Raw genomic sequence first — 14,482 nt, 5'->3', positions numbered from 1 at the left:
CTATAATCTCCTTACAAATTCCTATTATAAAATACTCTCTATAGCTCCGACAACAAGTTTATAATCTATTAACTTAAAGTCCTCATCTATAGATTCAGTAAGTTTTCTTCTAGGCTTATCTAAAAAATTCTTAGTCAATGCTATAGAATTCTCTATTAGTTCTAATGACTCCAAATCAAGTTCGCCATTATTATTAGAAAGAGCTATACTTTTATATGGAGTCTCATAAGGCTTTATACTGCTTACTATTGGGTGAGTTAAGAGTTTATAACATAAATGTATATAATCTCTAGCCTTATAAAGTATTCCCATAAAATCTAAATCTGGCAAATAAAAAATCTCTATGTTAGAACTATTCACCTCTTTAAATCTGGGATTATTTGTTATTAAAATATTTTTTTTATTAATACTCATACTCATATTACATGTTTATGTTATATTATTTTAAATATTTGTCAAGATATTATTTAAATAATATTTAATTTTATTTAAAAAATATTAAAATAAAACAGCATATTACTATATATAATATTACGGTATATAACTGTTTTTAAACACCTAACAACAATATTATATACCGTAAACACCACATTTTTTATTACTTTTTATTTGATATTTTCATTATAAAGTATACTATAGCTCCTATAACTAAACCGCCCAAACCAAATATTATTTTTTTCAAATCTGACTGTGATAATAACCATAAACTAACAACTGTAGCAACTATTGGTATAACAGGACCAAAAGGAAGTACAAATCCTCTTTCCATATTAGGAGCTTTCTTTCTCATTACTGGAACTGCCAAACATGTTGGTATATATTGAGCAAAACGTGATACTACACTTATAGCTGCTAATGTTGTAAAACTTCCTGTTAATGTTACTAAAGCTGTTAATACTACTGATATTATTACTGCTACATAAGGAACATCTTTTGAATTTCTCTTTGAAATTATACTTGGAAGCTGATGTTCATCTGACATAGCAACACCAGCACGAGGAGTTAAAAATGAAGAAGCTATATTTATGCCACCTATAGATATTAAAGTACCTGCTGTTACCATAGCTCCAGCCCATTTTCCTAAAAACTTTTCTGCTGCTGTTGCAACTGGAGTGCTTGTTGTCGCAAGAGAAGCTCCTAATATACCTATACTATTTACCTGTATAAGTATATATATTATAGCTACCAATATTAAAACTATACATATAGCCAATGGTACATTCTTTTTAGCATTATCCATATCTCCCGCTGCAACTCCTATTGATTCAAAACCTGTAAAAGCATAAAATATAAGTAATGCTGCACTTCCAAAAGTACCTTTTAATAATACCTCTCCGCTTTCAGAAACTGGATTAACAAAGTTTTCACCTTTTATAAAGAAAATCCCCACAGTAACAAATAGTATTAAAGGTATTAATTTACCAGTAGTTACTATATTATTCATTATTTTTGATATTTTTACGCCCATTATATTCATTATACCAAGAAGAACAAGTATAGTTATAGCTATAATCTTTTGAACTACTGGATTTTGTGCAGGAGCCCAAACAGCACCTAAAGCAGTAGGAAAACCCATAGCCATAGCTGCCCAAGCAATTATACTTATAGCCCATTTCATTATACCAACTTCAAAACCTACAAAATCTCCAAATGCATCTTTGGCATAAAGATAAGGCCCTCCATTATTCTTATACATTCCGCCCATTTCAGCAAAACATAATGCTATACTTATAACCAAAAAAGCATCAAAAACTATTACACCTATACTAGTTACTCCAACTTCAGCATATGCCTGATTTGGAAGTAAAAATATACCAGTACCTACTATTGCATTTATGCCTAATAATATTATACTAAATAATCCTAATTTATTTGATGACATATAAAAACTCCTTAATTTAACACTATTTATTACACTTTGAAACAAATTTTTTAAAAATATCTAAAGCAAAATCATAATGGGCATGCATCATTTCTGGGTGAAACTGCACTCCAAGCACAAAATTACCATCTTCCATATATTCTATACTTTCAACTATACCGTCTTTAGAATATCCTGTAGCAATTAATCCTTTACCCAAATCTTTTATAGCCAAATGGTGAAAAGAATTAACTCTTACACTCTCGCCTACTATCTCTCTGATAATACTTCCTTCTTTAGTTGTCATACTATGTGTGGCTTCATAAGGTTTGGCACTTTGAGAATGTTTGATATAGCAATTATCTATAAGAGATAAATCCTGATACAAACTTCCTCCAAAAGCAACATTAATAATCTGACACCCCCTACATATACCGAGTATAGGTTTCTTCATTTCTAAAGCATATTTAACTATCTTTAATTCATGATTATCTCTTCTTGGAAATATTCTGCCTAATTTGGAATGAATTTCTTCACCCCAGTAAATAGGATCAACATCATACCCACCCGACAACAAAATCCCATCAACATGAGATACTTGCTCCTTTATATCCTCATCATTGTCTATCATAGGTACAATATAAGGAATCCCACCTGATCTTGACACTGAAAGAACATAATCATCATTAACATAAGCTCTCTCATATCCTGAAAATACCCCGTCATTATCGTTACTTAAAATACTTCCGCTTATTCCTATTATAGGTTTCATATTAACTCCAATATTTTGATATAGTTTAATTATAATAAATATATTATTCATATTCAAGTAATAAGAACATAAATAATACTTTTTTGTTTATTTTTTATAATTTTATAGGTAAAATATATTTACTTACAATTATTATAAAGTATTACTTTTAACAATATTATTATAAATAAACAGATATAATATACTAAAAATAATTTATACATCACAAAATATTTTATTATAAAAAATACTATTTTATTTCATAACTTTTATTATATTTATAATATGATAGAAAAATAAATATATTCTTCTGTAAATAGCAATAAATATTATTTACATAGTAACAGAATAATATTTATTAATATTGAATATATCTTTTAAGTTATGAATAAGAAATTATATTTAACCATATTTTTGTTAATACTTTTTACAATTTCTATTATATCTTGTAAAAAAATAAATTTATTAAGTCCTTCAATAATACCTCCTCCTACAGAATTTCCAAATAATGAACAAATACCTCAATATCCTATACCAAGCCCAACATTGCAAATACCCCCAGAGAAAATTGAAGAAAAATATATAATAGTAACCCCTGAAATCGTACAAAACGGAACAGTATTTGGAGGATACAGCAGAAGATTTAAATTTAACAATGAATGGCATATACTTGCTACTAATGAATACCAATATGATCCGAATACTAAAAAACTAAGCCCTACAGGTAAAGGAGCTGTATTAAAAATAGATAATAATGGAAAAACTATAACTAAAATACATAGCCTTTCATTGGGTGATGATTTAGAAAAAACAGAATACTGGACTAACCTTAATTCAAGAAAAGTTTTAATAGAACAAAATAAAGTAACAACACTATCAGAAGTAAAATCGGTAACATATATTAGAGGTCAAACATATAGCTTTCCTGATGGGAATATTGTAGATAATACATCAATTTATGATCCTAATTTTAGAGTAATATATTTATATGAACTAAGACCTAGATATAGAGAATCTGCAAGCCTTATAAATTGGAATGATTCAGCAAATCAAATTTCAAAAAAATATTATTTACCTAATACTAATTTTAATAATCCTAATATACAAGGAAGACTTGGATATCATGCATATTTATTTTTCTTTTATTTTAAAGGAAAACTATTATTTACTCCTAAAAGAACATATGTTGATGAAAATCCTACAGGATACAGAGATCCTTCAGCTCCCGAATTTTCATCGGATAGTAGAGAATATTATTATGTAGATATAGAAAAAGATACTTCAGATGAGAAAAATTGGGTTACAAATCAATTTCCATTTCCAGAAAAAAGATGGGGGGTTAATGTAAAATTTTATAATGATAAAATATACATATACGGAGGAGAAACTTCTAAATATGAATGCATTGGAGGAATTTGGTATGAAATGATTGGCGTTGATTTTTTTACTATAGAAGACGGAATATGGTCAACAGAAGATGGTGTAAATTGGAAGGAAGAGAAAAATGTAGATACATCTAAATTGGGTTATGTTCCCATTAATAATGTAGCACTTTTAGGATACGGAGATAAAGAAACTACTCCTTTTGAACCTAAATACACAGAACTAAATGGTAAATATTATAGAACTTTTAATACAACATATCCAATACCGCCTGTAAAAGAAATTATAGAAGCAGTTGAAAGATTTGAAACCAATTTCACAATTACAGAAGAACATATAAAAAATTCAGGTATTTATCAAATTCAAATGTCCTCTGTTCACCCTGATAATGCTAAAGAAACAGATTGGGTTACAATAGTTCCTAAAAATCAAACAACCTCATCTACAGCTTGGGCAAGTGGAGGAGCAGATTTATTTAATTTTAATGGAAAATTAGTTCGTTTGGTAGATTATGACAGAGAGTTCAAATTGAATACTCAATATCAAGAAGCATTGAATTTATCTAAACAATATTATAATTTACTTGAAATGAGTAAAACTATGTCTGACTACAAAAAATATAATTATTATTATCTATATTATAAAGCTATGGCGGATATGATTAAAATAATTATAGATAAAAGCAATGATTATTTTAAACCTGATAAGGCTTTTACCCATTACATTTTCGAAATAAACTAAAAAAATCCGTATATATCTAAACAATTACAATTTGTCAAAATTAATTTTTTTAATTTAAAATATTGGCAGGGCTTCACAGTCGTGCCGCACCCCTGTTCTTTTGTTGGCACAAAAAACCAAAAATACTGTATTTTTAGCCCAATTTTTTGTATTACCATACATTTAATACATATATTTAAAATATAAAGTTCTAGCAATTGAGTTTTTCGCTCTGCGTGCCTTTGGCATCAACTTTTTTGTGCGGAAAAAAAGTTGATGATTCTGTATAATGTGCAGCAATTGACAAAATAAAATTGTTCCAGTATATATAAATAACTTTTTTAGTTATTTGCAATTTTATATTCTTATTACATAATTTTTCCATATATCTGCTTTTGAAGCTTTTGCAACAGGAAAAGTTGATATATTTTATTACTAATATCATCAATAATAAAAAATAATCAGTTTTAATATCATATAGATAGATAGTATATATTTATTTATAGTATTATTTTTATACATATTATTATTTTATATATATAAAATTTATACAATCATAATAATTAAAACATAAAAAATAATTAATAAAATATAATCATGATGTATTAAAACAAAACATTTCAAACCTATCAATTGGCACATTTTTTGCATGCATATAAGCATAGCAGTTAAATGCTTGAAACAAATTATTTAATTAAACTTAAATAATTAATTTATAAAGGAGTGAGGCGGTATAAAAAACCGTCTATGAATTAGAATATGGATTATAATAAATATACAATAAAAGCCCAAGAAGCTATAAATGAAGCTGCAAATATAGCTAATGGCGAAGATCATAATGAAATAAAAAGCGAACACTTACTTCTAGCATTATTAAAACAAGAAGACGGACTTATTCAGCCTTTAGTAGAAAGAATAGGTGTTCCTATAAGTACTTTAATAGATAAAACTCAAAGATTAGTTGATGAAAATGTGAAAGTAACAGGAGAAAATGTTCAATTACATTTATCATCTAATGCTGGTAAAATTTTAGCAAAAGCAGAAAAAGAAGCAAATGCTTTAAAAGATCAGTATGTATCTACAGAACATATATTCTTAGCACTTGTTGAAGCTGACAATAAAGCAGGAGACATGCTAAGAAAAAGCGGAATATCAAAAAAAGAAGTTTTAAGTGCATTAAAAGCATTAAGAAACGGACAGAGAGTTAATAGCCAAGACCCAGAAGCAAAAATGCAGGCACTAGATAAATACTGCCGTGATTTAACAGCATTAGCAAAAGAAGGAAAAATAGACCCTGTTATAGGACGTGATGAAGAGATAAGACGTGTTATGCAGGTATTGTCAAGAAGAACGAAAAACAATCCTGTACTTATAGGTGAGCCGGGTGTTGGTAAGACAGCTATTGTTGAAGGGCTTGCTAGAAGGATAGTTTCTCAAGATGTACCTGAAGGACTTAAAAATAAAAGATTACTAGCTTTGGATTTGGGAGCATTAGTAGCTGGTGCTAAATTCAGAGGGGAGTTTGAAGAGAGATTAAAAGCTGTTATTACTGAAATAGAAAAATCAGAAGGTAACATAATATTATTTATAGATGAACTTCATACTTTAGTGGGAGCGGGAGCTACTGAAGGAGCAATGGACGCTTCTAATTTATTAAAACCTGCATTAGCAAGAGGTGAATTAAGAGCAATAGGTGCTACTACTTTAGACGAATACAGAAAATATATAGAAAAAGATAAAGCACTTGAAAGAAGATTCCAGCAAGTTTATTGTAAAGAGCCTAGCGTTGAAGATACTATTTCAATATTAAGAGGCTTAAAAGATAAATACGAAGTTCATCATGGTGTAAGAATAAAAGATGATGCTTTAGTTGCTGCTGCTGTATTGTCAAACAGATATATAACAAATAGATTCTTACCAGACAAAGCCATTGACTTGGTAGATGAAGCTGCAAGCCAATTAAAAATAGAAATAGACAGTCAGCCTACTGAACTTGATAAATTAGAAAGAAAAATATTACAGCTTAATATAGAAAAACAGGCTCTTTCAAAAGAAAATGATCCTGCTTCTAAAGAAAGATTAGAAAAACTAGAAAAAGAATTATCCGAGCTTTCAGAAGAGCGTAATGCTATGAAACTTCAATGGGATAATGAAAAAGGAAGAATTGAAGAGACTAGAAAATTAAAAGAAGAACTTGAAGAGTTAAATATAAAAGAAACTCAATATACAAGAGAAGGAAATTTAGCAAAAGCTGCCGAAATAAAATACGGTAAAATTCCAGAACTTCAGAAAAAACTTGATGAGGCTTCTAAAGCAATGGAAGATGCTAAAAACTCAGATAAAAAAAGACTATTAAGAGAAGAGATTTCAGAAGATGATATAGCGAGGGTTATATCTGTATGGACTGGAATACCTGTAAGCAAAATGCTTGCTAGTGAAAAACAAAAATACTTACAGCTTGAAGAAGTATTACATAAGAGAGTTGTGGGACAAGATGAGGCTATAACTTCCGTTGCTGATGCTATTAGAAGAAACAGGGCTGGACTTTCTGATGAAAATAAACCTCTTGGAAGTTTCTTATTCATAGGACCTACTGGAGTTGGTAAAACTGAGCTTGCTAAAACTCTTGCTGATTTCTTGTTTAGCGATGAACATGCTTTGACAAGAATAGATATGAGTGAGTATATGGAGAAATTCTCCGTTACTAGACTTATAGGAGCTCCTCCGGGATATGTTGGTTATGATGAAGGCGGACAATTAACAGAGGCTGTAAGAAGAAGACCTTATTCTGTTATACTTTTTGATGAAATAGAAAAAGCTCACCCTGATGTATTTAATGTACTTCTTCAGGTATTAGATGACGGAAGGCTTACAGACGGACAAGGCAGAATAGTAGATTTTAAAAATACTATTATAATAATGACTAGTAATTTGGGTTCTGATTTGATTCTTGAGGCTAATGATGTAAAAGACATAAAAGAAAAAATTCAGGAACTCTTAAAAATGTCATTTAGACCAGAGTTCTTAAACAGAATAGATGAAATAATAACATTTACTAGACTTGACAAAAAATATATTGCTGAGATAGTAAGAAATCAAATAAATAGAGTTGCTAACAGACTTAAAGACAGAAGAATAACTTTGGATGTAAGTGATGAAGCTATAGATTATATTGCTGATATTGGTTATGATCCTCAATTTGGAGCAAGACCATTAAAAAGAGCTATACAAAACTATATAGAAAATCCTCTAGCTAAAGAAATGCTTGCAGGCAAATATTTAGAAGGAGATACTATAAAAGTAAAAAAATCAGGAGATAGTTTAGTATTTGAAAAATAACTTTTAATTATTTAATTTAATAAAAGGCTTACTAATATATGATAATTAGTAAGCCTTAATTTATTTTAAAATATTTTTACTCAAAATTTAATTATTTCTGAAAAATAAAGCAGCACATCCAAAAACACCCGCATCATTACCCAAAGAAGCAGGTTTTATTTCAACATTATTAACCATCATTCTAAGTCCATAATTTCTTACACCTCTTTTAATATGCTCTATCATCATATCAAAATCCTTACAAAGCCCTCCGCCTATAAGTACCAAATCCAAATCAAGCATATTCAAAGCCTGTGCTATAGACATACCCAAATAATAAGAACATTCTGCAATAGTTTCTTTAGCAAGTTCATCACCTTTTTTAGCCGCATCAAATAAAGCTTTTGCCTTACCTTTATCTAATTCTTCATAAGTAAGAGATGTAGGAATAACGCCTTTATGAATCTTTTGCTTAGCCATAGCAATAAAACCAGTAGCAGAGGCATAACGCTCTATACATCCGCTTGAACCGCAATTACATTTATCACCATCTGGAACTACAAATACATGTCCAATCTCTCCAGCTCCGCCCAAAGAACCTGTAAATAACTGCCCATTAAGTACGAATCCTCCCCCAACACCTGTACCAAGTGTAACAAACATTACAGACTGATAAGCCTTTTCTTTACCGCTGCCATATTTTGCCTCACCTAAAGCGGCCATACTAGCATCATTAGCAGTTTTTGTAGGCAAGTTAAATTTATCCCCTATGTCCGAAAACTTCAATCCTTTAAGCCCAGGTATATTTTCAGCTCCTCCCATATGAAGAGTTTCTCTATTCATAACACCAGGGCAATCTATTCCCAAACCAATAGCTTTATAATCATTAGGAATATTATTTTTTAATTTTTCTACAAACTCTGAAATAACTTTTTCATGTTCTTCTGTAGTATGTTTAGGATCAACGTCAAAATTATCTTTATATAAAATATTTCCGTTTTCTTCTATAACAGCACCTTTCATAGAAGTGCCGCCTATATCTATAGCTATAACTACATCTTTCATATGTTTAATACTCCTAATTTATATTTATTATACTATTTTAGTACAATAATACTAATTGTCAACCATAAATTAAAATTATCTTTGTATACGTCCTGAAGCATCTCCATTATAAACGGTCATAACTTCATCAACTGTTACAACATTAAAATCACCCTCTATAGAATGTTTTAAACAGCTTGCCGCAGTTGCAAACTCAAGTGCTTCTCTGTCATCTTTGCCATTTAAAAATGAGTATATAAGACCAGCAGCAAAACTATCACCGCCTCCTACTCTATCTACTATTTTTATTAAATACTCTTTTGAGAAAAAATATTCGCTGCCATTATAAAGCATACAAGACCATAGATTCTCACTCGCAGAAATTGATCCTCTTAAAGTTATACCAACTTTTTTTATATTAAATCTATCAGCTATTTCTTTGGCTACTTCTTTATAGCCATCATGAGAAAGTTTGCCTTCTATTATATTACTATCTTTTGCCTTTATACCGAATACTTTTTCAGCATCTTCTTCATTAGCTATACATATATCAACGTAAGGCATTAATTTACTCATAGTCTCATTAGCCTCTTTTGATGTCCATAATTTCTTTCTGAAATTTAAATCTAAGCTAATAATAAGTCCTTTTTCTTTAGCTTTTTTGCAAGCTTCAATAGATACTTCAGCAACATTCTTACCAAGTGCAGGAGTAATGCCAGTAATATGAAACCATTTTGCCCCTTCAAAAATTTTATCCCAATCAAAATCATCTTTAGTACATTTTGATATTGAAGAATTAGCCCTATCATATATAACTTTAGAACCTCTCTGACTAGCACCTTTCTCCAAAAAATATATACCTATTCTCTCCCCGCCGAAAACTATATTTGATACATCAACACCATATCGTCTTAATTCATTAATACAAGCCTGAGAAATATCATTTTTGGGAAGTTTGGTTACAAATGAAGTATCAACTCCTAAATTTGATAAAGCAAAAGATACATTAGCCTCTCCTCCTCCAAATCTTGCATCATAAGAATCAGTCTGCACAAATCTTAAATTAGAAGGAGGAGAAAGTCTTAGCATTATTTCTCCAAATGTTATAACTGAAGCCATAGAAAATCCTTTAATAAATCACATAATTAACATAATTTAATTAACATAATAGTACATTATTTTGATTATTATTTCAATTAAATTTTATATTATATTGATTAAAAATCTGCTGACATACAGTTTTTATAATATAGCTGCTGAAATTTTCTAATTTTATAAAACAAAATTAAAAATACATAATATGATTTTATTATTTTATATTTAAAATATAATACTATACAAACAATATATAAAAAATAGAAAACAAAACCATAACTACAAAAATAAATAACTACATATCATTATTAAGTGTTAACCTTTTATTTTCCTCAACAGATTCTAAAACTATACAGTTAGCACCTATTATAGCGTTTTCTCCTATAACAGTATTGCCACCAAATATAGAAGCATTAGCATATATAGTAACATAATCACAAACTGTAGGGTGTCTTTTTTGTCCTTCCAAACTCCTTCCATTAGTTAAAGATAATGCCCCTAAAGTTACCCCCTGATATATTTTAACATGATGCCCTATAACAGTTGTTTCTCCAATAACTATGCCTGTACCATGATCTATAAAGAAATAATCCCCTATAGAAGCACCTGGGTGAATATCTATACCAGTTTTTGAATGAGCAAATTCAGATATTGTTCTTGCTATTAAATACTCTCTTTGATTATAAAATATATGTGCTATTCTATAATGAAAAATAGCCCTAAATCCGGGATAAGTTAATACTATTTCATCATAAGATTTTGAGGCAGGATCCGACTGATAAAAAAACTCTAAATCCTTCTGCAAACTTAATGTAATATCATCAAGCTGCTCTATAAAATCAAGCAAATAAGAATCATTAGTAACTATATTCATATAAAGTTTTGCTATATTTTTTTTTACAATATCTTTATTAGGACTCTCTCTAAAAAAATTAGGAAAAGCATAGTCTCTAATAAGTTTAACAATCTCTTTTATATCTTTTTGATTAGGAAGTTCATTAAAAGTTTTTAATTTCATAAATATATCCTTTAATTCCAAGAGTATCTCTCACCAGTATCAGGTAAAATACAAAGCATTTTTATTTTTTTATTAGTTTCCTCTAATTCTTTAGATAAATGGATAGCGGCATAAACACTAGCTCCAGACGATATCCCAACATATAACCCTTCATTAAAACAAATTTCTCTGGCTGTATTTATTGCATTGTCATTTGATACATCTATTATCCTTGATATCACAGTTAAATCCAATATTTTAGGTACAAAATTAGCCCCTATACCCTGTATTTTATGAGGTGCAGCACGACCTTTAGTTAAAAGAGGTGAAGATTCAGGCTCTACCCCAATAACTTTTGTATTTTTTTTATTATCCCTCACATACTGACCAATCCCAGTTATAGTGCCTCCAGTACCAATACCTGCAAAAATATAATCAACATCAAGCATATCTCTAAATATTTCAGGTGCAGTTGTAAGATAATGTGCCATAACGTTAGACTCATTAACAAACTGACCTGGTATAACAGAATCAGGTATTTTTCTATTCAATTGATTAGCTCTTTCAACTGCCGCATCCATTCCTCCGTCAACTAATTCAAGTTTGGCTCCATAATCTCTTATCAATTTTCTTCTCTCTTCAGACATAGATGAAGGCATGACTATTATAACATTAAGTTTTAAATACCTGCCAATTGCTGCCATAGCAATGCCTGTATTACCAGATGTAGGCTCTATTATAGTTGAACCCTCTTTTAGTTTTCCATCTTTAAATAAATCCAATATTATTTGTTTTACAGCTCTATCCTTTATTGAACCAGCTGGATTAGTTTTTTCAACCTTTCCGTATAATTCCACATTTTTATTTAAATCAAATTTTGCTTCTATATTATTTAGTCTCAATATAGGAGTATTTCCTATTAAATCAAGTATGCTGTTATATATCATATTACTCTCCAAAATAACATATACATCTAATATATATTAATATCTTAATAAAAACAATACCTATAAACTAAACTTTACTTATATCAATTTTCTTACATTTTCATTCTTTTATAATTTTTTATATAAAATATATCAATATTTCAAATATAACTATTTTTCTCATATGCTAAATCAAGAAGAAATTTTTTCTATAAAATTATTAGTTTGTTAATATAAAAAATATAATTTATTTTCAAGTTTATTATAAATTATATCTACAAAATTATTAACATATTTTTATTCAAAAAACTGATTAATCTAATATATAAAAAAACATATAAATTACTATTAACAATTAAAATATATAAAAAAATCATAATGCTATACCAAAAAAGTAAAGCATTATGATTTTTATAAATTTTATAGTATTATAATCATTTTATACTTATGATTAATTCTTTTAAGACTTTCCACATTGTATCAGCAGAAGATATGCTTAAATGTTCTTCTGGAGTATGAGCTCCCCAAATATTAGGTCCAATACTTATCATATCAACATTAGGCAAAGCTTTTTTTAATATTCCGCATTCCAAACCTGCATGTACAGCTTCTATTTTGGCATCTTTTTTTGTAATTTTCTTGTATACATCACAAGCTATATTTTTCACTTTAGAGTTTTCATCATATTCCCAAGCAGGATATCCATCCTCAGCTTTATAGCTGGCATTTGTTCTTGCAGCAGCAGTTTCTATCCTTGAAGTTATTTCATTTAAAGAACTTTCAACAGAACTTCTTATAGATATAGTTAAAGTCAATTTCTCTTTTTCTTCTTTAAGAACACCATTATTTGCACTTGTCTGAACTAAACCTTGAATATCTCTGCTCATATAAAGAACACCATCTGGAGCAAGCATAATGAGGTCTATAACTCTTTCAGTTAAATCTTTAGTATAACATTCTTTTACACTATCGGCTTTTGAAACAGTTATGTTCATGTCTGGGTCTTCAACTTTGTATTCGGATTTTATACTATCAGCAAGTTTTTCTATAGCTCCTTTTACTTTATCAATATCTTTAGCAGTAATAACAGCATCAGCACTCTTAGCAATAGCATTATGTTTAGCACCACCTTCTATGCAGGCAATATTAACATCATTTTTTACTGCATACAAAAGTCTTCCCAACACTTTAATAGCATTAGCTCTTTGCTTATCAATTTCTAAACCAGAGTGTCCGCCTTTAAGACCTGAAACTTCAATCTTTAATGCTTCATTACTATTAGATTCTCTTTTTATATCAAAAGATACTAATGTATTAACTCCTCCCGCACAACTTACTAAAAAGATACCTTCTTCTTCAGCATCTACATTAATAAGTGTTTTTCCATCTAAATGCTCTCCTGTAACTGCAGCAGCACCGCCCATATTAGTTTCTTCAGAAGTTGTAAATAATATATTTAATGCAGGATGAGGTATATCTTTAGAATCAAGCAAAGCAAGCCCCATAGCAACAGCAATACCATCGTCTGCTCCTAAAGTAGTATCTTTGGCTCTTAAAATATCACCTTCAACTACCAATTCAATAGGATCTTTCCTAAAATCATGAGTTGATTCTTTGGTCTTTTCACAAACCATATCCATATGCCCCTGTATTATAACAGGATTTAAATTTTCATATCCGCTTGTAGCTTTCTTTTTAATAATGACGTTATTTTTTTCATCTTGATATACTTCTAAATTCCTATCTTTAGCAAATTTTACTAAAAAATCGCTTACTTCTTTTTCATGTCCTGATTCTCTTGGAATTTTGCTTATTTCTGCAAACCATCTAAATACTTCCTTAGAATCAAGGTCATTAAAATTATTTAAATCCATATAAAAAACTCCTTAAAATTTATTATTTAATAAAAAATATTAAAATACACTATATATAAATTACTTTAATATATTTTTTATTTTTCGATAAATAACTATAGAAAAATATTCCTCAAAAAAACACTTATACCAGCTATGGAACTTTATATAATTCATATTAGCTTCAATAATTATTCTTTCATCAATACATATTTCATGCATTTAAAAATGTATATTTTATATATAAGTTTAAAGATTCATAATTCAAGTATGTAAATTTATTTTTATTATCGCTTATATCCTAGCTTTATGCTATTGCTAATAGTATTTTATACAATTGGACATCAAACCTTCAAAAGCATTTATTATATTCAACTTTAATCTATTGATGAGTTTAACGTAGGAACTATGGTTTGAGATTCATGTACAACATTAATTACTTAAATGCTCTCTTCATATCATATATTATTACTCTTACTCAGCCTGAAATCATAAATATAAATGCAAATATGTAAAAATGATTTTAATAATTTC

At 28.9% G+C, this 14,482-nt stretch carries 10 protein-coding genes; 2 read left to right on the top strand and 8 right to left on the bottom strand.

Going from position 1 to position 14,482, the window contains the following annotated elements; all coding sequences use genetic code 11:
- Window positions 1-24 precede the first annotated feature (24 nt).
- From KQ44_RS03135 to KQ44_RS03125, 3 genes are all read right to left on the bottom strand, one after another.
- Window positions 25-414, bottom strand: a complete 390-nt coding sequence (locus KQ44_RS03135; RefSeq protein WP_240516448.1) for a GrdX family protein — start codon at window positions 412-414, stop codon at window positions 25-27.
- 184 nt (window positions 415-598) lie between these two features.
- Window positions 599-1,882: an APC family permease gene (locus KQ44_RS03130; RefSeq protein WP_096736205.1), complete on the bottom strand. Its 1,284-nt coding sequence runs from the start codon at window positions 1,880-1,882 to the stop codon at window positions 599-601.
- A 22-nt stretch (window positions 1,883-1,904) separates the two neighbouring features.
- Entirely contained in the window at window positions 1,905-2,633 is a 729-nt protein-coding gene (locus KQ44_RS03125; protein ID WP_096736204.1) for a gamma-glutamyl-gamma-aminobutyrate hydrolase family protein, read from the bottom strand.
- Between the two features lie 363 nt (window positions 2,634-2,996).
- On the opposite strand from KQ44_RS03125, the gene KQ44_RS03120 reads away from it, so the two are divergent.
- Window positions 2,997-4,736: a hypothetical protein gene (locus KQ44_RS03120; protein ID WP_096736203.1), complete on the top strand. Its 1,740-nt coding sequence runs from the start codon at window positions 2,997-2,999 to the stop codon at window positions 4,734-4,736.
- A gap of 738 nt (window positions 4,737-5,474) precedes the next feature.
- Window positions 5,475-8,054, top strand: a complete 2,580-nt coding sequence (clpB, locus tag KQ44_RS03115; RefSeq protein ID WP_096736202.1) for an ATP-dependent chaperone ClpB — start codon at window positions 5,475-5,477, stop codon at window positions 8,052-8,054.
- Between the two features lie 87 nt (window positions 8,055-8,141).
- On the opposite strand, the gene KQ44_RS03110 is transcribed toward clpB, so the two are convergent.
- The 5 genes from KQ44_RS03110 to KQ44_RS03090 form a co-directional block, all read right to left on the bottom strand.
- Window positions 8,142-9,098 (bottom strand): ROK family protein, encoded by a 957-nt coding sequence (locus KQ44_RS03110; RefSeq protein WP_096736201.1) that lies wholly within the window; start codon window positions 9,096-9,098, stop codon window positions 8,142-8,144.
- A 75-nt stretch (window positions 9,099-9,173) separates the two neighbouring features.
- A complete protein-coding gene (locus KQ44_RS03105; protein ID WP_096736200.1) occupies window positions 9,174-10,196 on the bottom strand; it encodes a sugar kinase in 1,023 nt (340 codons plus the stop codon).
- Between the two features lie 271 nt (window positions 10,197-10,467).
- Entirely contained in the window at window positions 10,468-11,190 is a 723-nt protein-coding gene (epsC, locus tag KQ44_RS03100; RefSeq protein WP_096736199.1) for a serine O-acetyltransferase EpsC, read from the bottom strand.
- A gap of 11 nt (window positions 11,191-11,201) precedes the next feature.
- On the bottom strand, window positions 11,202-12,116 hold the full coding sequence (locus KQ44_RS03095) for a cysteine synthase family protein (protein ID WP_096736198.1): 915 nt from the start codon (window positions 12,114-12,116) through the stop codon (window positions 11,202-11,204).
- 413 nt (window positions 12,117-12,529) lie between these two features.
- Window positions 12,530-13,969 carry an aminoacyl-histidine dipeptidase gene (locus KQ44_RS03090; RefSeq protein ID WP_096736197.1) on the bottom strand — a complete coding sequence of 480 codons (1,440 nt, stop codon included), beginning with the start codon at window positions 13,967-13,969 and terminating at the stop codon, window positions 12,530-12,532.
- Between the last annotated feature and the right edge of the window lie 513 nt (window positions 13,970-14,482).

Source organism: Brachyspira sp. G79, from assembly GCF_002379365.1.
In the GTDB taxonomy this organism is placed as follows: Bacteria; Spirochaetota; Brachyspiria; order Brachyspirales; family Brachyspiraceae; genus Brachyspira.
The sequence above is the reverse complement of the archived record's forward strand: the minus strand, read 5'-3'. Positions and strand labels throughout refer to the sequence as shown.

Coding starts and splice junctions, on each gene's coding strand:
- KQ44_RS03090 (WP_096736197.1), bottom strand. CDS start 13,969: ATGGATTTAAATAATTTTAATGACCTTGATTCTAAGGAAGTATTTAGA.
- clpB (WP_096736202.1), top strand. CDS start 5,475: ATGGATTATAATAAATATACAATAAAAGCCCAAGAAGCTATAAATGAA.
- KQ44_RS03105 (WP_096736200.1), bottom strand. CDS start 10,196: ATGGCTTCAGTTATAACATTTGGAGAAATAATGCTAAGACTTTCTCCT.
- KQ44_RS03095 (WP_096736198.1), bottom strand. CDS start 12,116: ATGATATATAACAGCATACTTGATTTAATAGGAAATACTCCTATATTG.
- epsC (WP_096736199.1), bottom strand. CDS start 11,190: ATGAAATTAAAAACTTTTAATGAACTTCCTAATCAAAAAGATATAAAA.
- KQ44_RS03120 (WP_096736203.1), top strand. CDS start 2,997: ATGAATAAGAAATTATATTTAACCATATTTTTGTTAATACTTTTTACA.
- KQ44_RS03110 (WP_096736201.1), bottom strand. CDS start 9,098: ATGAAAGATGTAGTTATAGCTATAGATATAGGCGGCACTTCTATGAAA.
- KQ44_RS03135 (WP_240516448.1), bottom strand. CDS start 414: ATGAGTATTAATAAAAAAAATATTTTAATAACAAATAATCCCAGATTT.
- KQ44_RS03125 (WP_096736204.1), bottom strand. CDS start 2,633: ATGAAACCTATAATAGGAATAAGCGGAAGTATTTTAAGTAACGATAAT.
- KQ44_RS03130 (WP_096736205.1), bottom strand. CDS start 1,882: ATGTCATCAAATAAATTAGGATTATTTAGTATAATATTATTAGGCATA.